This window comes from Caulobacter sp. 17J80-11, assembly GCF_014349105.1.
Lineage (GTDB): Bacteria > Pseudomonadota > Alphaproteobacteria > Caulobacterales > Caulobacteraceae > 17J80-11.
The window spans coordinates 114,911-134,991 of the sequence record NZ_JACSJI010000004.1 but is presented as its reverse complement, the minus strand read 5'-3'; the positions used below and the strand labels follow the sequence as shown (position 1 = coordinate 134,991).

Sequence of the window (20,081 nt, the reverse complement as noted above, 5' to 3'; positions counted from 1 at the left end):
AAGGCCGCGAGACCTGGGCCCCGCTCTCCGCTCCGCTGCGGCCGGATGACGAACCGGGGTATACCTAGGTCGCGCCGTCCTTCCCCGCCCCGACCGTCACGGCCGCGACGCCGCCGTCGGCCAGGACCTGCAGCAGCTCCCAGAACGCCTCGGGCGGCGCGGTGCCGAAGTCGACGTGCATGGCCCCGTCGGTCAGCGACACCGAATGGATCACCCCCGAAAGGTCGGCGTCCTCGTCGTTGGCGGCCTCGCCGCGCAGCTCGTGCGGGTCGAACCAGGTCAGGAACCACAGGGCCAGGCTTTCCGGATCGGGCGCGCCGCCGGCGTAGCGGAAGGTGGCGTCGTCCCAGCGCAGGTCCTCGAAACGCACCCGCACGCCCGCCACCCCGCCGTCGAACGGCTCGAAGGCCGGGCGCGGCTCGGGGTGCAGCTCGATGGCTTCGGGCGCGCCGTCGCTGGTGACAAGGAAGTCGACGCAGAACAGGTCGTGCAGCAGGCCCGAGCCTTCGCTGAGGCGCAGCTTCACCTCCGGCGCGCCCTCGGGATGGGCGCGGACCTGCACGTCGACGAAACCGGCGAACTGCGCCTGGTAGTCGTCGCGCAAGCCGGCGATCAGGCTGACCACGTCCAACGAGGGCTCCGCAGCTTTCGAAGGACTCAACGCCCGAAGCCGCGCCCCGGGCTCAGGAGGCGGGCGCGAACACCACCGCGGTCATCACCGCGGCGTAGTGCACGGCCGCCGCCGCGACCACGAAGCCGTGCCAGACCGCGCGGCGGAAACGCAGGGTCTTCTTCAGATAGACCAGCACGCCGGTCGAATAGACCAGGCCGCCGACCGCGATCAGCACCAGGGCGGCCAGCGACACGCCGTCGGCCAGCGGCCGGATGGCGATGACGATCAGCCAGCCCAGCGCCACATAGAGCGCCACCCACAGCTTCTTGCCCAGACCAGGGAGGAACAGCTTGCCCAAGGCGCCGGCCGCCGCCAGCGTCCATACCGCCGTGGTCATGCCAATCGACCAGCCGCCGTGCAGCACCAGGGTCGTGAACGGCGTGTAGGTGCCGGCGATCATCAGGAAGATGCCGGCGTGATCGAAGCGGCGGAACAGCTGCTGCCGCTCGCCCTTGGCGAAGTTGTACAGGGCCGAGCCGATCAGCATGGCCAGCAGACAGCCGGCGTAGACCGACACCGCCACCGTCGCCGCCACGCCCAGCCGCCCGAAGATCGACAGGCCCAGCAGCACCAGCCCGCCGATGGCGGCGAAGGCGATCCCCACCCCGTGCACCCAGGCGTCGGCCAGCCGCTCGCCGCGGGTGGGATAGTGCGGGGCGACGCGCGCCAGGGCGTCAGCCAGGGCCGGCGGAAGCGGGAGGTTCATCGGAAGACTCCTCGATGCCTCCCCAAGGTGGGGCGCCCGATTGCGCCCGTCCAGCGGCGGACCGGCGGTTTTCGACAGAGATGGCCGCCGGCGCTCAGAACGCCTGCGGCTTCTCCGTGAACAGGTCGCATTTGCCGTACATCACGGTCCGGAACATCGGGCCGTTCTCGCGCTCCAGGCCGACGATGTAGTTCCACTGCAGTTCCCGGGTGCGGCGGTCGATCTCAACGAAGCCGACCATGCCGTTGTCCCCGCACCCGGAGGCGAGCACGCAAAACTTGATCTGATCGGCGGTGATCGACACCGAGGTCGGCTGCTCCGTCACCGCCGGCGCGTTGTAGGCGAACCACTTCTTCATGGTGACGGTCCGCCGGGACGGATTGAAGGACAGCCGCCACGACCCGTTCGGCGACAGGGTGATGGTTCCGTACGCCTCGACGTTCTGCGAACCAGTGTGCATGGCGCATTCCAGTTCGACGTCGGGCTCAGCCTGCGCGGCGCCGGACGCGGCCAGACCGACGGCGAACATGGCGCCAGCGGAAAGGAACTTCAGGATCTTCATTATCTCACCTCTGAGCGTCTCAGCTCGCTTCGGCCGGATCGCAGTGCTTGTTGAGGAACCACATCAGTTCGCGCAAATCGGTCCCTTCACGAGGGTCGCGCCGGTGATGTCGGTGTCCTTGGCGTCCCGCTCGGCCGCCTCGCTGTTGGTCGAGCGCCGCTCGCCGTAGCGCCGGCTACCCTTCGCCTTGATCACCACCAGACAGCGGTAGTCGCCCCAGGTGTTGATGAGCCGGACCGTGGCGGCCGGATCCTTGGCCCGCGCCGCCGCCAGCCGCGCCGCCAGTTGCGTCTTCGACTCCGCGGGCGTCAGCGTGTGCGGCCCGTCGATGTCGAGGTCCTCGGCGCCCGCGCCCGTCACGAAATAGTAGAGCTCCGTCTTCGGCTCGGCCGCGCGGGCCGTCACGCCGGCCCCGGCCATGGCGACGGCGAGCGCCGCCGCTCCGGTTCTGGTCCACCCCATGATCCGCCCTCCCCCGCGTCGTCCGATCAGTCGCCGCGATAGCGCCACCAGGTCATCACGACGTTTTTGCCCGCGCGCCGGCGCTCGCCCATGTGGTCGTTCAGCTGCTCGGCGGCCTCGCCCTGCGTCTCGTACGGGCCCATGCACTGGGCGCCGGAGATCACGTCGGAGTCGTAACGGCCGGTGACGAAGCTGTTGAACGCGTTCTCGATGCCGACCGCGTAGGTGTCGGCCGGCACGCCGAAGGATTCCGAGAAGTAGACGACCTCGCCGTAGGGTTCCTTGGCGACATAGCAGTAGTGGTAGACCACGTCGCCGTAGGCGGCCTTCACCACCATCGAGCGGTCGACGGACGGATCGGCGGCGAAGGCGACGCCGGCGGCCAGCAGGCCGGCCGCGCCCGCCAAGAAGGCGAGCGTCACGCCCCTGGAAATCTTCATGTCTAGTCCCCCCGGAGGCGCGCGGAATCGAGCCGCCCTGTCGCCCCGACGGCTAGCACGGCCCCGCGCGGCCCCGCCTCTCCAATATTGTAGAGACCGCCCAGGTCGCTGCGGACCGTGTGTTCATGACAACGGCCTGAAAAACCAGGACAAACCGAACGTCGACCTTCGACCAAGCACGGTCCGACCTCTACAATATCGGCGAGGCCGCCCGGGGCGACGCGGCCTATACCCGCGAACCCCGCCCCCTCAGGGCAGCTCGCAGGTGAAGTCGTCGACCGCACACCACGGCCGCTCGCGCGCCGCGGGCACCACCGACATCTGGCCCATGGCGGCGGCGATGCGGCCGTCGCCGGCCAGCGGCTGGAAGAAGCCCTCGATCACCGCGCCTTTGACGAAGCGCTCGGGGCGGAACCAGACGTCCGGACCGGGCATGGGCGTCACGTCCGGGGTCAGGCAGTCCACGGTGAAGCTCACCTGCTCCGCCGTCGGCTCGCGGAAGCTCTGGACCGTGCGGCCGGTCAGGGTGCAGGTCCCCTTGCCGATCTCGACCGAGGTGAGCTGGACCTGCAGGTGCAGCGGCGCGGTCGCGCGGGCCTTCAGGTAGTACTCCGGCGCCAGCGACGCCTGCGCGCTGGTCGCCGCCATGACGGTCGCGATCGCCGCCGCCCCCTGCCAGATCCGCTTCAAGCCCGACTCCCCCACGCCAAAGCCGCCACGGCCAGGATCACTTGATTCCCCGCGCCGAGGTCGAGCTGTCGCGACGGTACGGACCGCCGCAGACATAGGTCGTGGGCGGCGGCGCGGCCGGATCCAGGCACGGGTCGTAGGTCGGCGGCGAATAGCCGTAGCCGTAGTTCGGCGCGTAGCTGTAGGCCGACGGCGCCGGCGGGGAATACGGCGTGTAGCCGTAGCTCGAGGCCGGGGCGCTCGGCCGGTAATAGACGTCGACGCCGCAGCTCCAGCGGTCGGGGCCGTCGGTCCCGGCGTCCTCGCACTCGCAGCTGCCGAAGTCCTCGACCCTGCCGCGGCCTGAAACCGTGTATTCGCCCGCGGACTTGGCGGACTGGCAGGCGGCCAAGCGAGTGGGACCGGACCCGAAGGCGCTGGTCGCCTCGGCCCGTGCGCCGCCGGCGGCCAGGGCCGCGGCCGCGACGGCGATCAGGGCCAGCTTCACGCCCCTGGAATTCATGTCTGTCGCCCCCTCGATGCGCGCACGCCCGCCCGTCAGCATGCACCCCGCGCTCGGCGAACGCGCCTACAATATTGCAGAGGCGGCCGGCGCGTCCGCCCGGTAGGCTGCGACGCTTCCGGAATCGCGGCGACCATGAAGCTTTCCTCCCAGACCCTCGGCTCGATCTGCGGCGCGCTCGCCGCCCTGACCCTGGCCTCCACGGCCCAGGCCGCCGCGCCCGGCGCGGGGCTGGTCGGGACCTGGACCCAGACCCAGGCCTTCAGCTGCAAGGGCGCGGACTTCCGCACCGGCGAGGAATCGTGGATCGCGAAGGAGCCGCTGCGCGAGCTGATCTTCCACGCCGACGGGCGCTTCGACGTCACCTTCGTGCCGTTCGAGACCTACGTCGACTACTGGGGGACCTGGAAGGCCGGACCGCGCGGACGCCTGGAGCTGACCGTCGAGAACGGCAACCGCATACCCAACCGGCTGGACCTCGAGGGCCGCTTCCGCATCGGGCGCGACGGAGAGCTGCAGCTGACCGACATGTGGCTGGGCGGTCTTCACGAGGAGGGCTGCGGGGCGAGCTTCAAGCGCGTCGGCGGCACGGGGCAACACTGATGCGACGCGCCGTTTCGATCACCGCCGTAGCGCTGGCCGCCGGGCTGCTTGCGGGCGCCGTCCAGGCGGCGCCGACCACGGCCGCGCCGGCCGCCGCGAGCGCTGCGCCGGAGATCCCCGTCGGCGTGCTGGCCGATCCGCGCGGCCACGGCCTGAGCGTGCTGGCGGACAGCGAGTTGCTGGCCGCCGCCGGCCTGCCCCGCCGTTACGCCGAGACCCTGGCCGCCGCCCAGCGCGGCGACGCCACGGCCATGGTGCTGGTCGCCGTCGCGCGGAACGCCGGCGTCGGCGGCGAGCGCGATCCCAAGGCGGCCTATGACTGGGCCGCCAAGGCCCTGAAGGCCCACGGCCTGGCCGCCGAGGCCCGCGGCCGCGCCCTGCTGGTCCAGTCGCAGACCACCACCGACCAGGCGGTGAGCCCGCGCCTGCTCGAACAGGCGGCCCAGGCTGGCAACGCCCTGGCGCTGCTCAACACGGCCAGGCACGACGTGTTCGTGTTCGACGAGCCGGGGCTGAAGCGCGCTTACCAGGCCGCCACCCAGGGCTACGCCGAGGCGCAGTGGATGCTCGGGCGCCACTACGTCCAGCAATACGCCATGCCCGACGCGGAGCGCATGGCGGTGGCCGAGTACTGGTGGCTGCTCGCCGCCGGTCAGGGCCACAGCGGGGCCATGCTGGACCTCGCGACTCCGGCGACCCGCAAGGCGCCCGCGCTCGACCCGCAGCCCTGGGGTCTCACCCGCGACGACCTCGGGCTGAAGACCGGCCGGGCCCTGCTGGCCAAGGCCGGCTTCCCAGCACGCTTCGACGCGGCCCTGGCTGCGGCCGGGGCCGGCGACGCCACGGCGATGACCCTGCTGGCCCTGGCCTACGAGTCCGGAACCGGCGCGCCGATCGATCGCGCCAAGGCGCGGGTGTGGGCCGAGAAGGCGTCGATCAACGGCTCGGCCCACGCTATGCGCGTGCTGGCGCGGCTGCTCGACGCCCCCGGCCCGGGACGGGATCCGGATCTGGCCAAGAAGTGGCGCGACCTGGCGACGAAGAACGGCGACACGTGGTCGAGGTTCGTCGCCACCGACCCGTGCTGCAAGGAGCTTTTCGACCTCGCCGACCGCGGCCTCGCCCCGGCGCAGTACGAACTGTGGTCCGATTTCACCTACGGCGCGCCATGGGCGCCAAAGGATCCGGTCAAGGGGCAGGCCTACCTGAAAGCCGCGGCCGACCAGGGCTATGTGCGCGCCATCCGCCTGATGGGCCAGTTCAACCCCCAGGCTTCGGCCGAATGGTTCGGCCGCGCCATCGCGCTGGGCGACGTCCAGGCGATGCGGCGGCAGGCCGACAAGGCGTCGCCGAAAGAGGCGCTCGCGCTGCTGCGACGCGCGGCCGCCTCCGCCCCCTTCCCCCTCCCGGACGGCGGCGACACCTACGAGGACGCCTACACCGCGGTCGTGGACGCCAGGATCGACCTTGCGGAACTGCTGATCTCCAGCAAGGGCGGCAAACCCGCGCCGGCCGAGGCGGCGGCGCTGCTGGAACCGATGTACAGGCAGGCGCGCGACGCGGCCCTCACCGGCGAGGTCCTGCCGTACGAGGGCGGCGCTGAAGGTCTCAAATCCGCGACGGCGAGGGTCCTGTCCCAACTGTACTCGCGCCGGCTGGTCCGCTTGGACGTGGACCGCGCCTTCGAATACATCTGGGCCTCCCTCAACAGTTTCGACCCCGCCTTCGCCAGGCAGGTGGCCGGCTCCCTGGAGTCCGGGCGCGGCCTGCCGCGCGACTACGCCAAGGCGCGTCGCTGGTACGACCTGTGCATGCAGTACGACCCCGTCTGCGCCCGCCGTCTGGGCGTGTTGCGCGAGAAGGGGCTGGGCGGGGCGGTCGACAAGCCTGGCGCGCTCGAGGCCTACGGTTACGCCGCCCAGAAGGGTGACGCCGAGGCGGCCTACCTGGTCGGAACGGCGATGCTGGCGGGTCAGAAGGTCAAGCGCTGGACCGAGTTCGACCGCGACGACTTCCTCGTGAAGGCCCTGGAGACCGGCCGGCCGGAAGCCCACTACGCCCTGGCCGTGTCCCGCTTCGTCAAGGACATGGACCGGGTCGACGCCGGGGACCTGAAGCTGGCGACCCAGCACTACCGCATCGCCGCGGAGAAGGGCCACGCCAAGTCCCAGGACATGCTGGCCTACCTGTACTACCAAGGCTTCGGCGTGCCTCAGGACCTGGCCCAGGCGGAGAAGTGGGCGCGCAAGTCGGCCGCCCAGAACGACCCCGAAGGCCAGTTCGAACTGGCCCTGGTGCTCAACCAGCTCAAGGGCGCGCCCGACGCCATCGCCTGGCTGCGCAAGTCCGCCGCCCAGGGCTACGGCCCGGCCCAGCAGACCCTCGCCCACTGGGAAGCGGCCGGCGTGAAGCAGCGCGACCGCCTGGCCGAGTTCATGAACGGCGCGCTGGACGTGCTGGTCGCCTTCGGCGAGGCGGCCGAGGAGATCAACCGGGCCCGCGAGGCCGAGCTGCAGAACCAGGTGGACTACGTCGGCGCCCTCTACGCGACCGGCAAGCTCGACGAGTACTACGGCCTGTCGGGCGGATCCTCGTCCTCAGGCGGCGGGGAAAGCGGTGGGTCCGGCGGAGGCTCTGGCGGCGGGTCCAGCAGTTACGCCTCGAACGACAGCGGCTCCGGTTCCGGCGGCGGTTCGAGCGGCGGCTCGTCCGGGTCCGGCGGGTCTTCCGGCGGCTACGACTGGGACTCGGGCGGGTACGGGAGCTCCGACGGCGGTTCGGGGGGCTATGACGGCGGCGCCAGCGACGGCGGCGGCTCGGGGGGCTCGGGCGGCGGCTCGGGCGGGGGCTCGAGCGGCGGCTCCGGGTCCGGCTCGGCCGGCGCCCTGATCATCGAGGAGATCTGCAACGCGACCTGCCGCGCGCAGAAGGCCCAGCGCGACGCCGAGGCCGCGGCCGCCCAGGCCCGGGTGACCGCCGCCATCGAAGCCGACCGGGCCCGCATCCGCGCCCAGATCGCCGACAACGAGGCCAAGGCCGACGCCGACCGGGCCCGTCGCCAGGCGGCCATGCGCGAGATGTACGCCCGCGCCGGCTGCCCGATCGAGACCTGCAAGGTCAGCATCCAGTAGGCTTGATCTGGCCGTCATTCCGGACAGCGCGTCCGCGCTGATCCGGGCCCCAGCAACTCGACCTCGAGGCTGCGAACGCGCGCCGCTGCGCTGCGCCCCCTCCCCTCCGCAAATCCCCCGGCGGACATCCTGTCCCCGCGTAGCGATCCCCTGCGCCCACGCCCCTGCGGGTTTGTCCGGAGGGAATTGGAACAAACGGCTCAGCTCCCCGGTTGACCGCGCGTTTCCGTGAAGCTTCGGCCGCCGCCGCGGTCACGGAGCTCGCCGCGTAGTCTGAAATCTCGAGGGGATTTACATGCAACCGCTGCAACGCGTGTTGCTGGGCGGCGCCTCGTGCGCCGTGCTGGCGACGATGGTGACGTTCGCGCCGGCCTACGCCTGGGCGCAGGACCCGAACCAGGAGCCGCCGGCCGCACAGGAAGAGCCGGGCGGCGAGGTTGAAGAGATCGTGGTCACCGGCTCGCGCATTCCGCGCAAGAACCTGACCAGCGTCAGCCCGGTGACCACGCTGGGCCAAGAGGAGATCGAGCTCACCGGCACGACCCGGATCGAGGACCTGGTCAACCAGCTGCCGCAGGCCTTCGCCAACCAGGGCGGGTCGATCTCCAACGACGCCACCGGCACGGCCACGGTCAACCTGCGCAACCTGGGCCCGACCCGCACCCTGGTGCTGGTCGACGGCCGGCGCCTGCCGGGCGGCACGCCGGGCGGCACCAGCGCCGACGACATCGCCCCCGACCTGAACCAGATCCCCGCCCAGCTGGTGAAGCGGATCGAGGTGGTCACCGGCGGCGCCTCGGCGGTCTACGGCTCGGACGCCGTCGCCGGGGTCGTCAACTTCATCATGAACGACAGCTTCGAGGGCCTGCAGCTCGACGCCCAGTACGACTGGTACCAGCACAACAACGACAACGGCATCCAGGGCCTGCTGGAGGACTCCGGCGTGCCGGTGCCGGGCGACCGCAGCGACGGCGCCACCACCAACCTCACCGGCATCATGGGCATCCGGTCGAGCGACGGCCGCGGTTCGATGCAGCTCTACGCCGGCTATCGCAACGTCGAGCCGGTGATCCAGGCGGACCGCGACTTCAGCGCCTGCGCGCTGGGCACCAACGACGACGGCACCGCCTTCACCTGCGCCGGCTCGGCCACCAGCGTGCCGGGCTACTTCCAGCCGGTGGACGCGGCCACCGACCTGCCGGTCGGCGACCCGCTGACGATCGACTCGGCCACCGGCAACACCTTCCGGCCGTTCGACTTCGACACCGACCTGTTCAACTACGGCCCGCTGAACTTCTTCCAGCGCCCGGACACGCGCTACACCTTCGGCGGCTTCGGCACCTACCAGGTCAACGACCAGGCCGAGGTCTACGCCCAGCTGATGTTCATGGACGACCACACCCAGGCGCAGGTCGCGCCCAGCGGTCTGTTCATCAACCAGTTCGCCGTGCCCTGCGACAACCCGCTGCTGTCGGCCGACCAGGTCGCCACCCTGTGCACCGGCACCGGCGTGGTCGACACCGATCCGCTGGCGCCCGGCAACCAGGGCCTGGCCCAGGTGCAGATCGGCCGGCGCAACGTCGAGGGCGGCGGACGCCTGGACGACCTGCGCCACACCTCCTACCGCGGCGTGGTGGGCGTGCGCGGGGACCTGAGCCCGGCCTGGAACTACGACATCTACGCCCAGTACGGCTCGGTGGTGTTCGCCGAGAACTTCCGCAACGACTTCTCGATCACCCGCGGCCGGCGCGCGCTGGACGTGGTGGCCGACCCGGTCACCGGCGCGGCCGTCTGCCGCTCGGTGCTGGACGGCTCCGACCCGAACTGCGTGCCCTACAACATCTGGCAGAACGGCGGCGTCACCCAGGCGGCGCTGGACTACCTGCAGGTGCCCGGCTTCCAGGAAGGCTCGACCACCCAGCAGGTGGTCAACGCCTCGATCTCCGGCGACCTCACCGACCTGGGCGTGAAGTTCCCGTGGGCCGCCAGCGGGGTGCAGGTCGCCTTTGGGACCGAGTACCGCTACGAGGCCCTGGACCTGAAGACCGACGCCGCCTTCGCCAGCGGCGACCTGGCCGGCCAGGGCGGCCCGGTGATCGGGGTGTCGGGCTCGTTCGACGTCTACGACCTGTTCTTCGAGGCCAGCGTCCCGTTCATGGAGGACCAGCCCTGGGCCCAGGAGCTGTCGCTGGACCTCGGCTACCGCTGGTCGAACTACTCCACCGGCATCAACACCGACACCTACAAGATCGGCCCCAACTGGGCCCCGACCGAGGACTTCCGCTTCCGCGCCAGCTACCAGCGGGCGGTGCGCGCGCCCAACGTGAAGGAGCTGTTCTCCACCCGGGCGGTCGGCCTGTTCGACATGAACGCCGACCCGTGCGCCGGCGCGACCCCCACCTTCACCCTGGCGCAGTGCGTCAACACCGGGGTGACGCCGGCCCAGTACGGCCTGATCGCCGACAACCCGGCCGGCCAGTTCAACGCCCTGTTCGGCGGCACCTCGAACCTCGGCCCGGAATCCTCCGACACCTGGTCGGCGGGCGTCGTGTTCACGCCGACCTTCCTGCCGGGCCTGAGCGGCTCGATCGACTGGTTCGACATCGAGGTCGACGGCGTGATCGGCTTCGTCGCCCCCGACCTGGCCCTGCGCCAGTGCGGCGAGACCGGCGACGCGTTCTTCTGCGACCGCATCAACCGCGGCGCCGGCGGCAGCCTGTGGATCGATCCGAACGGCTTCGTCTCGGCGGTGAACGAGAACCTCGGCTCGATCAAGACCTCCGGCGTCGACGTCAACGTCAACTACCGCTTCGACCTGGACACCATCTGGGAAGGCGGCCCGGGCGACGTGACCATCAACTTCGTCGGCACCTGGCTGGACAAGTTCGAGGTCGAGCCGGTGCCCGGCCTGGGGACCTACGACTGCGCCGGCCTCTACGGCCCGACCTGCGGAGTGCCGCTGCCCGAGTGGCGCAACAAGCTCTGGATCGTCTGGAACACGCCGTGGAACGTCGATGCGTCCCTGTCCTGGCGCTACATCGGCGAGGTCACCCTCGACGGGCTGGACGACAATCCGCTGCTGAACGACCCCAGCGCGCCCCTCGTCGACAGCAAGCTGGACAGCCAGAACTACATCGACCTGTCCGCCAGCTGGGACGTCGAGGACAACTTCACGCTCCGCTTCGGCGTCAACAACCTGTTCGACGAGGATCCGCCGCTCAGCACCTCGGTCCCCACGGGCCTGGGCAACGGCAACACCTTCCCGCAGGTCTACGACGCGCTGGGCCGCCACTTCTTCATCGGCCTGACCGCCAACTTCTAGAGACCCCTCCAGGGTGCGTAAGCGACGCCCCCGGTCCGCCTGGACCGGGGGCGTTTCCCTATTCAGGGCTCGCCTCGCCCCGTGCGCTCCACTACGCTTTTCCGCATGACCCGGATCCGCCCGTTCCTGATGTTCGAAGGCCGCGCCGAGGAGGCCATGACCTTCTACGTCGCCCAGTTCGGCGGCCGGGTGGTCGACGTCGTGCGTTACGGCCCCGGCCAGCCCGGCCCGGAAGGCACGGTGATGAAGGCCCTCTTCGAGATCGCCGGCCAGCAGGTGATGTGCTCGGACAGCTTCGTGAAGCACGCCTTCACCTTCACCCCGTCGCTGTCGATGTTCGTGGACGTCGGGGACGCGGCCGAGATCGAGCGCCTGGCCGGCGCGCTGGCCGAAGGCGGCGGCGTGCTGATGCCGCTGGGCGACTACGGCTTCAGCAAGCGCTTCGCCTGGGTGGCGGACCGCTTCGGGGTGAGCTGGCAGCTGAATCTGGCGTGACAAATCCCCCCCTTTGGGGCGGATTAGATCACCCAGCTCTCCACCATCGCGTCGTAGGCCCCCAGCAGGGCCTCGTCGCTGACCGGCTTGCGCAGGACCGGGCGGCCGGCGTGGCCGCTGTCCGCATCGATGCGCCCGAAGCCGGTGGAGAAGGTGAAGGGCACGCCGCGGGCGGACAGGGCGTCGGCGATCTCGAACGAGGTGCGCCCGTGCAGGTCGACGTCCAGGAAGGCGGCGTCCAGCGGGCGGTGGGCGATCACCTGCAGGGCGGTGGCGACGTCGGCCACCGGCCCGATCACGTCCAGCCCCGCGGCGGTCAGCACCGCGTGCGCGTCCAGCCCGATCAGGGCGTTGTCTTCGACCAGCAGCACCGTCCCGCGCCGGGGCTTGCCCGGGCCGGCCCGCGCGGGTCCCTCGATCGGGGCCTCGCCCTCCTCCTCCGGCGCGCCCCGGCGCAGCAGGGCCGGCGGCAGCTCCAGCCGCGCGGCCAGGCCTTCGGGACGCCAGTGCAGGTCCAGCCGCCCGCCCAGCTGGCGCGCGGCCAGCTCGTTCAGCAGGGTCGAGCCGAAGCCGGGCCGTTCCGGCGCGGCCACCGACGGGCCGCCGGTCTCGGTCCAGTCCAGCGCCAGGCCGCCGCCGGCCGTGCGGGCCCACGTCAGCCGCACGCAGCCGCCCGTGCGGCTCAGCGCGCCGTACTTCACGGCGTTGGTGGCCAGCTCGTGCACGATCATGCCCAGGGCCTGCACCGCGCCGGGGTCCAGGGTCACGTCCGGCCCGCTCACGGTGTACTGGCCCGGCTTGGCCAGGGCCCGCAGCTCGTCGTCGACCACAGCGCGCACGCCCCCGCCGCTCCAGCCCTCGCGCGCCAGCAGGGTGTGAGCGCGGGCCAGGGCTCCGATCCGGCCGCTGACCGAGGCGACATAAGCGGCGATGTCATCGGCCCGGGTCAGCTTGACGATGGACTGCGCCACCGCCAGCACGTTCTTGGCCCGGTGGTCGACCTCGCGGATCAGCAGTTCGCGGGCCTGCTCCATGCGCTTGACGAAGTCGATGTCGGTGGCGGTGCCGTACCATTTGACGATCCGCCCGGCCGCGTCGCGCGCGGGGACGCCCCGGCTGACGTGCCAGGCGTAGTCGCCGCCGGCGCGCTGTATCCGGTGCTCGCACTCGTACGGCTCGCCGGTGGTCACGGCGCGCGTCCAGGCCTCGACCGTCAGATCGTGGTCGTCGGGGTGCACGACGGGTTCCCAGTCGTAATAGCCGTCCCGTTTCAGGGTGAAGCCCGCGTACTCCTCGCGGCGGCGGTTGTAGTAGTCGACCCGGCCGTCAGGATCGGCGGTCCAGACCACCTGAGGCATGGCGTCGGCCAGCTCGCGGTAGCGCGCCTCGCTGTCGCGAAGCGCCTGGGCCTGGCGGCGCTCCTCGGTGACGTCGCGCGAGACGGTGGCGAAACCGACGGTCGCGCCCTCGCCGTCCCGGAGCGTGAACGCGCGGCAGGCCACCGGCACCGTGCCGGGGCCGTCGAAGCGCCGGAACTCGGCCTCGCCGGTCCATTGGCCGGTCTCGCGCAGGGCCGGCGCGATCTCGGTCTCGATGCGCGTGCGCTCCAGCGGGGCGAGGAAGTCGCCGAACGACATGCGCGAGGTGTCGGTGTCGGGCGGCAGGCCGACCATGGCCAGGCCCGCGGCGTTGAGCCGGACGCCGGCCCCGTCGGCGGCGCTGGTGGCGATGAAGTTGGAGGACTGCTCGAACACCGCCGCCAGGCGGCGCGCGTCCGCCTCGGCCCGCGCGCGCTCCACCTCCGGCCAGGTCCGCTCGACCACGTCGCGCATCAGCAGGAGGTCGAAATCGCTCCAGCGGCGCGGCCCGGCCGTCAGCGCCGAGACCCCGGCCCGCAGGACGCCGCCGTGCAGCAGCGGCACGGCCACGACCGCGCCTGCCCCCAGGCCGGCGAAGGCCGCCCTGTACTCGGCGACGCGCGGATCGTGCGCCACGTCGTCGATGCGCAGGTCGCGTCCCGCGCTGAGCTCCTCCGCCGCCGGGCCGAAGTCGGAGAGCCGAAAGCGCCCGCCCGCCGGCGCCATGCTCCCGTCGCCCCAGTCGGGGTCGATCTCGAACCAGATCTCGCCGTTTTGCAGGCTGGCGTCGGCGAAGCCGACCATGCCCAGGTGCAGCGCCTCCCCCAACATGCGCGCCGCCTCCCGCTTGACCGCGTCGGGGCTGTCGGCCCCGCGCAGCCGGTCGGCCAGCTCGATCTGGAAAGTCAGGCGCCGCTCGTTCTGCACCTGCCGGGTGGTCTCCGAGAGGGCGCAGAACATGCCGCTGACGTCGCCGCGCTCGTCGAGCACCGGGCTGTAGGAGAAGGTCCACCAGCTGTCCTCGGGATAGCCGTGGCGCTCGATCACCAGGTGCAGGTCCTCGCGGAAGGTCGCCTCCCCGGCGAGCGCCCGCTCGATCATGCCGCGGACCTCGAACCAGACGTCGCTCCACACCTCCGACAGCGGCCGCCCCAGCGCCCTCCGGTCGCGCGCGCCCAGCACCGAGCGGTACGCGTCGTTGTAGAGCAGGGTAAGCTCCGGCCCCCAGGCGATGAACATGGGGTAGAGCGAGTTCAGCATCAGGCTGACGGCGGTGCGCAGCGAGGCGGGCCAGTCCTGGGCGGAGCCGAGCGGCGTCGTCGACCAGTCCAGAGCGCGCATGCGGGCGCCCATCTCGCCGCCGCCGGCGAGAAAGGCGGGCGCCGGGCCGCGGGCGGACCCGTTCACAGCTGAGACCCGTTCACAGCTGAGTTTCCTGCGAAACCAGCCGAGCTAACGTTCGAGACCGGACAGCGTTCCGCGCGTGCCAAGCCACGCCGCATCCGTTAACTTACGGGCTGGCGCGCGGGCGGCGACGATGGCGAACCTCTCGTCCGTCGCGGCTCCCACCGCCGCCTTTTGCGTCCCAGAGCCTTCCCGCTTCGGATGCGTCTCCGAAGCGGACAAGAAGGCTCTGAAATTCTTAGTGTTAGAGCGCGATAGCCGCCGAAACCGGCGTCTGCCTTCGGCTATCGCGCCCTAGTACGCGTTTCGTCCGATTTCCTCAGGTCTTGAGCCGCCGCGCCACCCACGCGCGCGCGGTCCGTTCGACGACGGAGAAGGGACATGAACCTCGAGCCCGGCGCGGACGCGCCAGCCCCCCTCGCCTTCCGTGCACGGCCGGCGGCGGTCGAGCGATTGCTGACCCGCACGCGCATCCGCGACTTCGCCGAGCCCGACACGGTCGGCCACAAGGGCATGCGCCTGGTCCGCCAGGGCGCGGGCGCCACGCCCCTGCACGTGCTGCTGTCCGGCTGGGCGGCGCGGACCTGCACGACCGTGGGCGAGGCCACCCTGCTGGACCTGCTGATGCCGGGCGACGTGTTCGGGCTGGACGCCGAGGCGGGTGTTTCGGACTACGCCGTCGTGGCGCTGACCACGGTGCGGGTGCTGACCGTGCCCCGGTCGCGCTGGGGCGAGTTGTTCAACGCCGACCCCGAGTTCCGCCAGGTGTACGTGCAGAGCCTGACCGACCAGGCCTCACGCGCCCGTCGGCGGCTGCTGGCGCTGAACGCCCGCACCCCGGCCGCCAAGCTGTGCGGCGTCCTGCTGGACCTGCACGAACGCGCCTGCAGCGCCGCCCAGCTCGGCGACGACGGCGAGACCAGCCCGGAGCTGCCGCTCAGCCGCAGCCTGGCGGCGGCGGCCGTGGGCCTGACGACCGAGCACGTGGTGCGTCTGGCCGCCCACCTGCGCCGCGCCGGCGTGGTCGACTGGGGCCGCGACAGCGTGCGCGTCCTGGCCCCGGACCGCCTGCGCGAGATGGCCCTGGCGCGGGCCTGAGACGGTCCGCCTATACAATTTTGCAGACGCGCGACGCGGGCCGGGCGCCTAGCCTTCCGAATCTCCGGGGGGAGATTCGAAATGCGCGCGCACATCCAACGTCTGACTCCGATCGTCGCCGTCCTGGCCCTGGCCGCGCCGGCGCTGGCCGGCTGCGAGTCCATGGGCGACATCGCCACCGGCCTGGCGGCCGCCGCCGACGACATGAACGGCGTGACCTACTACGACCAGAGCTACAGCGACGACCACAGCAACGAGAATTGCCCGTACACGGTCGAGTACGGCATGGCGAGCAACCAGACCTACATCCGCTTCCACAACGTCGGGCCGACCGAGCAGACCTACACGATCTCCTACTCGACCGGGGCCACCCGCACCGCCTACGCCGTGGCGGGCGAGTACTCGGACATCACCTGGATGCCGGGCGCGGCGCAGCCGACCAGCCAGCACATCGAGTGCTGACGTCCGCGGACGGGCTCAGGCCATCTCCGCCGCGCTGACCCGCTCCAGCCGGCGCGCGACCGGGGCTATGTGGTCGGCGTAGGTCAGGGGCGCGGGATAGCGGCCCTCGGCCACCCGCAGCCGGCCCAGCCGCTCGTACTCCGGCGGCAGCGCCATCGGCCCCGGCCAGGCGGTCAGGTCGGGCGCCTCGACCAGCATCTCCACGCTCAGGCTGTCCGGCCGTTCGGCGAGCAGGGCGGCCGCCTCGCCCCGCAACGGCCCGTAGGCGGCGATCGCCGCGCGCTTGCGGGCCCGCGCCGACGGCGACAGCGGCGCCGCCTCGATCAGCCGCCCCGCCGCCGGGCGGGTCAGCGAATAGGTCGCCAGCACCGGCGCCGGCCCTCGCCCGGCCAGGCGGCGGCGCACCGCCCCGGCCACCGCGGCGGCCAGGTCGTGCATGGGATTGTAGCCCTCCACCGGGTCGGCGACGATCAGCGGCGGCGGCGCGGACAGCGCCCCCAGTACGCCCTCGACCGCCGCCTCGAACGGCCCCGCGTCGCCCACCGCCAGCGCGGCGTACCAGGCGTGGTCGGGCATGGGGCCGAACACCGCCCCGGCCCGCGCCCCGGCCGCCGCCAGGCAGGCGCGCGAGTGCGTCAGCCGCGAAGCCCCGCCGCCGCCCGACCCGTCGGTCAGCACGAAGACGGTGGGCCGGACCCGCTCCAGCCAGTGGAACAACACCAGTTCGTGGCCGGGATGGGCGGCGATCAGGATCGGCGACGCTGTCATGGGGCCAGGAACTTCGAAGCTGCACCGTACGTTCCCTGAAGGTCGAGGGAGCGTGCCGCTGGACGTCCTGGTCACCAACCTGCTGCTCGCCGAGCGTTCCGGCACCGAGGTGGTGACCGAGCAGCTGGCCGACGGCCTGCGCCGGGCCGGTCACCGAGCCGCGGTCTGGGTGTCGAAGGCCGGGACGCAGGCCGAGGCCATGCGCGACCGCGGCCACGTGGTGGTCGAGCGGCTGGAGCACCTGCCCTGGCGGCCCGACGTCATCCACGGCCACCACAACGTCATGACCCTGACCGCCCTGGCCGCCCTGCCCGGCGTGCCGGCGGTCTACACCTGCCACGACGCGACCGCCCCGTTCGACGCCGCCCCGCGCCATCCGCGGGTGCGCGCCTGGCTGGCGGTGGACGAGCTGTGCCGCGACCGGCTGGTCGCCGACGGCGTGCCGGCCGGGACGGTCCAGCTCATGCCCAACGCGGTGGACGAGGCGCTCCATCCGGCCCGCGCGCGCCTGGCCGCACGCCCCACCCGCGCCCTGGCCGTGGCCAAGAACGCCGCACACCTGGGCGCCGTGCGCGCCGCCTGCCGGCGCACCGGGGTGCCGCTGGACGAGCTGGGCCCCGGGGTCGGCGACATCTCAGAAAAGCTGGGCGAGCGGCTGGCCGGCTACGACCTGGTGTTCGCCGCCGCCCGCAGCGCGCTGGAGGCCGCCTTCGTCGGCTGCGCCGTGGTGGTGGGCGACCAGCGCGGCCTGGCGGGCCTGCTGACCACCCGCGTCCTGCCGCGATGGCGGGCGCAGAACTTCGGCCGCGCCGCCCTGGCCTGGCCGCCCGACGCCGACGGCTTCGCCCGGGCGATCGCCGCCTACGACCCCGCCGACGCCGCCCAGGTGAGCGCGCGCCTGCGGGCCGAGGCCGGCCTTGCCGGACAGATCCGTGCGCTGGAGACGGTCTACCGCCTGGCCCTGGCCGCGCCGCCGGCCGACCCGGCCGAAGAGGCCCGGGCGCTGGGCCGGTTCCTGGAAGACCACCTGCCGACCTGTGCGATCGAGCGGCCCTGGCGGCCGCTGGTGGAGGCGGTCTCGGCCGGGCGCATCGAACCGCTGGCGCCGCTGGTCGCCCGCACGCGCGACGCGGTGATCGAGCGGCTGGACGGCGCGCTGAAGGCGGCGGGGACGCTGGCCGCCGACGGCCCGGCGGCGACGCTGGCGACCGGCCTGAAGGCGCGCTGGTTTCCGGCCGAACGCTTCCAGTTCGCCCGCGGCGGCGCGCACGCCGCGCCGGGGCCGGCCCGGCGCGACCTGGCCGAGGCGGCCGGCTTTCTGGTGTACGGCCCCTACCAGCGCCTGCCCTCGGGCGCGTGGGAGGTGCTGTTCGACCTGGCCTGGGAGGACGTCGAGGACGGCTGCGGCGAGCTCACCTTCGACGTGCTGGCCGGCCCCCGCCTGCTGGCCGAGCGGCGCTTCGCCGGCCGCCCGCCGGTGGGGGCGGCCGAACGCAGCCTGCGCTTCCGCCACGACCACGGCGACGAGCCGCTGGAGTTCCGCATCGCCGCCAGCGGCTACCGCCGCGGCCGGCTGCGCTTCTCGGGCGCGGCGGTGCGGCCGCTCGCCTAGACGCCCGCGATTGCTTCGCCTGCAGGCTCGACGCGATCGAACTTCAGCACGAACCTCGCGCCGGGCGCATTGTCGCGCGCCTCGAACTCGGCCCCCAGCTGGCGGACCAGGCCGGAGACCACCCGCATGCCCAGGCTCTCGCGCGGCTCGCTGAGGTCCAGGTCCGGCGGCAGCCCCACGCCCCGGTCGGCGACCTCCAGGGTCAGCCGCTCGCCGTCGGCCGACAGCAGCACCTCCACCGGGCCGCCGTTCGGATAGGCGTACTTGACGGCGTTGGTGACCAGCTCGTTGACCAGCAGGGCGACCGGCACGGCGCGGTCGGTGGTCATGCTGATCGGCGGCCCCGAGAAGGACAGGACGTGGCCGGGCGCGCTCTCCTGCAGCTTCTCGCACAGCGAGCGCAGGAAGGCCGCCAGCTCCACCTCCTGCACGTCGGGCTGGCGCCACAGCTGGTCGTGGATCTGGCCGATGGTCTGCAACCGGGTCTGGGCCACGGTCAGGGCCTGGCGCACCTCCTCGTGCTGGGCCCCGCGCGCCTGCAGGGCCAGCACGCCGGCCACCAGCTGCAGGCTGTTCTTCACCCGGTGGCTGACCTCGCGCACCAGCATGTCCTTGTGCTCGAGCGCCTCGCGCATCAGGTCCTCGGCCCGCCGGCGGTAGGTGACGTCGAAGGCGATGCCGACCACCCGCGCGGCCCTTCGTGGCCGGATCAGCACGCGTCCGCGCGCGGCGATGTAGTGAACGTCCCGGTCCTGCGGCGAAGGCACCTGGATCTCGACGTAGAACTCGCCGGTCCCGTTCGGGTCCAGGCACTGGGCCACCGCCTTCCGGATCGCCGCCTGGTCGTCGGGGCCGACGCGCTGAAGCAGGCGCTCGAAGCTCATCTCGGCGTCGGGCGGCAGGCCCAGCAGGCGCATGCAGCGCTCGTCCAGGTGCAGCTCGCCGCTGCGCGGGTCGAAGTCCAGCGCCCCCATCTCGGCGGCGTCCAGCGCCGCGTGCAGGCGCTCCTGGGTCTCGGCAAGCTCCGCCTCCACCCGCGCCCGCTCGAGCGCGCCGCCCAGCAGGTTGGCGAGTCCCTGCAGGAAGGCGACGTCGGCCTCCTCGAACGCGCCCGGGTCGGGGCTGTCGGCCTCCAGCACGCCGTAGGGCGAAGTCTCGCCGACCCGGATCAGCACGTTGATCGCCCGCTTCACCCCGTGCTCGCGCAGCAGTTCGGGGGTGCGGAACCGGGTCTCCTCGCTCAGGTGGTTGGAGATCACCGGCTTGCCGGTATGGAAGGCGAAGCCGGCCGGGCTCTCGAGGTCCGCCCCCAGCGTGGCGGAGCCGACCACCCCGGGTCTCCAGCCCACCCCGGCGCGGACCAGGAAGCGCTTCTCGGCCGGTCGCCATTCCAGCACCTTGGCGAACCGCGCGCCCAGGCCCTCGGCGCACAGGGCGCAGGCCTGCTGCAGCAAGGCGTCCAGGTCGCGCGCTTCCAGCGCCAGCCCGCCGAAGTCGGACACCACCGCCTGCTGGCGCAGCCGCCGGGCCAGCTCCTCGCGCCCGGCGCCCTCGTCGATCCGCCGTTCCGCCTCGCGCGTGGCGGGGCGGGGCGAAGGTTCGAACGGGGCGGGTTCGGTGGGCCGGCTCATGCTTGCGCCGCTGGGCTCGAATTCGAAATCGCCGGCTGCTGATTAGGTTCCCGCGGCGTGGCGGGAGGGACGCCTAAGCTGCGGTTTTCACGTTATTTTCTAACCCGGCGTCAGCGCAGCGAAGCGTAGCGGAGAGCCGGCCCCAGCAAGCGCTTCGCGCTC

The 20,081-nt window shown here is 72.2% G+C and carries 17 protein-coding genes; 7 read left to right on the top strand and 10 right to left on the bottom strand.

Translation table 11 applies throughout. The features are described 5' to 3' along the window. Positions 1-64: 64 nt before the first annotated feature. The 7 genes from H8B08_RS06110 to H8B08_RS06080 all read right to left on the bottom strand — a co-directional run bounded on the left by H8B08_RS06110 (position 65) and on the right by H8B08_RS06080 (position 4,035). Positions 65-631 carry a hypothetical protein gene (locus tag H8B08_RS06110; RefSeq protein WP_187449315.1) on the bottom strand — a complete coding sequence of 189 codons (567 nt, stop codon included), beginning with the start codon at positions 629-631 and terminating at the stop codon, positions 65-67. A 52-nt stretch (positions 632-683) separates the two neighbouring features. Continuing rightward, on the bottom strand, positions 684-1,379 hold the full coding sequence (locus H8B08_RS06105; protein ID WP_187449314.1) for a hemolysin III family protein: 696 nt from the start codon (positions 1,377-1,379) through the stop codon (positions 684-686). Between the two features lie 94 nt (positions 1,380-1,473). After that, positions 1,474-1,941: a hypothetical protein gene (locus H8B08_RS06100; RefSeq protein ID WP_187449313.1), complete on the bottom strand. Its 468-nt coding sequence runs from the start codon at positions 1,939-1,941 to the stop codon at positions 1,474-1,476. Between the two features lie 63 nt (positions 1,942-2,004). Beyond that, entirely contained in the window at positions 2,005-2,403 is a 399-nt protein-coding gene (locus tag H8B08_RS06095; protein ID WP_187449312.1) for a hypothetical protein, read from the bottom strand. A gap of 26 nt (positions 2,404-2,429) precedes the next feature. Then, complete coding sequence (locus tag H8B08_RS06090) at positions 2,430-2,843, bottom strand: hypothetical protein (protein WP_187449311.1); 414 nt, start codon at positions 2,841-2,843, stop codon at positions 2,430-2,432. A 249-nt stretch (positions 2,844-3,092) separates the two neighbouring features. Then, positions 3,093-3,533 (bottom strand): hypothetical protein, encoded by a 441-nt coding sequence (locus H8B08_RS06085; RefSeq protein ID WP_187449310.1) that lies wholly within the window; start codon positions 3,531-3,533, stop codon positions 3,093-3,095. Positions 3,534-3,570: 37 nt separating this feature from the next. Further along, positions 3,571-4,035 carry a hypothetical protein gene (locus tag H8B08_RS06080; RefSeq protein ID WP_187449309.1) on the bottom strand — a complete coding sequence of 155 codons (465 nt, stop codon included), beginning with the start codon at positions 4,033-4,035 and terminating at the stop codon, positions 3,571-3,573. Positions 4,036-4,170: 135 nt separating this feature from the next. Here H8B08_RS06080 and H8B08_RS06075 point away from each other — a divergent pair, with 135 nt between their 5' ends. The 4 genes from H8B08_RS06075 to H8B08_RS06060 all read left to right on the top strand — a co-directional run bounded on the left by H8B08_RS06075 (position 4,171) and on the right by H8B08_RS06060 (position 11,586). Then, complete coding sequence (locus H8B08_RS06075) at positions 4,171-4,638, top strand: hypothetical protein (protein ID WP_187449308.1); 468 nt, start codon at positions 4,171-4,173, stop codon at positions 4,636-4,638. After that, on the top strand, positions 4,638-7,769 hold the full coding sequence (locus H8B08_RS19100; protein ID WP_187449307.1) for a tetratricopeptide repeat protein: 3,132 nt from the start codon (positions 4,638-4,640) through the stop codon (positions 7,767-7,769). Before H8B08_RS06075 ends, H8B08_RS19100 begins: the two co-directional genes overlap by 1 nt. Positions 7,770-8,064: 295 nt before the next feature. Next, positions 8,065-11,091: a TonB-dependent receptor domain-containing protein gene (locus H8B08_RS06065; protein WP_222934340.1), complete on the top strand. Its 3,027-nt coding sequence runs from the start codon at positions 8,065-8,067 to the stop codon at positions 11,089-11,091. 105 nt (positions 11,092-11,196) lie between these two features. Continuing rightward, positions 11,197-11,586, top strand: coding sequence for a VOC family protein (locus tag H8B08_RS06060; RefSeq protein ID WP_187449306.1), 390 nt, complete (start codon positions 11,197-11,199; stop codon positions 11,584-11,586). Between the two features lie 23 nt (positions 11,587-11,609). On the opposite strand, the gene H8B08_RS06055 is transcribed toward H8B08_RS06060, so the two are convergent. Continuing rightward, positions 11,610-14,351, bottom strand: a complete 2,742-nt coding sequence (locus tag H8B08_RS06055; protein WP_187449305.1) for a PAS domain-containing protein — start codon at positions 14,349-14,351, stop codon at positions 11,610-11,612. A 378-nt stretch (positions 14,352-14,729) separates the two neighbouring features. Between H8B08_RS06055 and H8B08_RS06050 the strand changes: the two genes are divergently transcribed. Further along, entirely contained in the window at positions 14,730-15,446 is a 717-nt protein-coding gene (locus H8B08_RS06050; protein WP_187449304.1) for a Crp/Fnr family transcriptional regulator, read from the top strand. Between the two features lie 81 nt (positions 15,447-15,527). Continuing rightward, positions 15,528-15,908, top strand: coding sequence for a hypothetical protein (locus H8B08_RS06045; RefSeq protein WP_187449303.1), 381 nt, complete (start codon positions 15,528-15,530; stop codon positions 15,906-15,908). A gap of 15 nt (positions 15,909-15,923) precedes the next feature. On the opposite strand, the gene H8B08_RS06040 is transcribed toward H8B08_RS06045, so the two are convergent. Further along, positions 15,924-16,676, bottom strand: a complete 753-nt coding sequence (locus H8B08_RS06040) for a hypothetical protein (RefSeq protein WP_187449302.1) — start codon at positions 16,674-16,676, stop codon at positions 15,924-15,926. 52 nt (positions 16,677-16,728) lie between these two features. Between H8B08_RS06040 and H8B08_RS06035 the strand changes: the two genes are divergently transcribed. Then, the gene (locus tag H8B08_RS06035; protein WP_187449301.1) at positions 16,729-18,288 is read left to right on the top strand and encodes a glycosyltransferase family 4 protein; all 1,560 of its coding nucleotides are present in this window, start codon (positions 16,729-16,731) and stop codon (positions 18,286-18,288) included. Here H8B08_RS06035 and H8B08_RS06030 read toward each other — a convergent pair. Continuing rightward, positions 18,285-19,919 (bottom strand): sensor histidine kinase, encoded by a 1,635-nt coding sequence (locus H8B08_RS06030; protein ID WP_187449300.1) that lies wholly within the window; start codon positions 19,917-19,919, stop codon positions 18,285-18,287. The genes H8B08_RS06035 and H8B08_RS06030 overlap by 4 nt on opposite strands. Positions 19,920-20,081: the final 162 nt, after the last annotated feature.

What these genes read in the sequence shown, in the direction of transcription:
- H8B08_RS06105 (WP_187449314.1), bottom strand. Translation starts at nt 1,379, where the DNA reads ATGAACCTCCCGCTTCCGCCGGCCCTGGCTGACGCCCTGGCGCGCGTC.
- H8B08_RS06100 (WP_187449313.1), bottom strand. Translation starts at nt 1,941, where the DNA reads ATGAAGATCCTGAAGTTCCTTTCCGCTGGCGCCATGTTCGCCGTCGGT.
- H8B08_RS06095 (WP_187449312.1), bottom strand. Translation starts at nt 2,403, where the DNA reads ATGGGGTGGACCAGAACCGGAGCGGCGGCGCTCGCCGTCGCCATGGCC.
- H8B08_RS06090 (WP_187449311.1), bottom strand. Translation starts at nt 2,843, where the DNA reads ATGAAGATTTCCAGGGGCGTGACGCTCGCCTTCTTGGCGGGCGCGGCC.
- H8B08_RS06080 (WP_187449309.1), bottom strand. Translation starts at nt 4,035, where the DNA reads ATGAATTCCAGGGGCGTGAAGCTGGCCCTGATCGCCGTCGCGGCCGCG.
- H8B08_RS06075 (WP_187449308.1), top strand. Translation starts at nt 4,171, where the DNA reads ATGAAGCTTTCCTCCCAGACCCTCGGCTCGATCTGCGGCGCGCTCGCC.
- H8B08_RS19100 (WP_187449307.1), top strand. Translation starts at nt 4,638, where the DNA reads ATGCGACGCGCCGTTTCGATCACCGCCGTAGCGCTGGCCGCCGGGCTG.
- H8B08_RS06065 (WP_222934340.1), top strand. Translation starts at nt 8,065, where the DNA reads ATGCAACCGCTGCAACGCGTGTTGCTGGGCGGCGCCTCGTGCGCCGTG.
- H8B08_RS06060 (WP_187449306.1), top strand. Translation starts at nt 11,197, where the DNA reads ATGACCCGGATCCGCCCGTTCCTGATGTTCGAAGGCCGCGCCGAGGAG.
- H8B08_RS06050 (WP_187449304.1), top strand. Translation starts at nt 14,730, where the DNA reads ATGAACCTCGAGCCCGGCGCGGACGCGCCAGCCCCCCTCGCCTTCCGT.
- H8B08_RS06045 (WP_187449303.1), top strand. Translation starts at nt 15,528, where the DNA reads ATGCGCGCGCACATCCAACGTCTGACTCCGATCGTCGCCGTCCTGGCC.
- H8B08_RS06040 (WP_187449302.1), bottom strand. Translation starts at nt 16,676, where the DNA reads ATGACAGCGTCGCCGATCCTGATCGCCGCCCATCCCGGCCACGAACTG.
- H8B08_RS06030 (WP_187449300.1), bottom strand. Translation starts at nt 19,919, where the DNA reads ATGAGCCGGCCCACCGAACCCGCCCCGTTCGAACCTTCGCCCCGCCCC.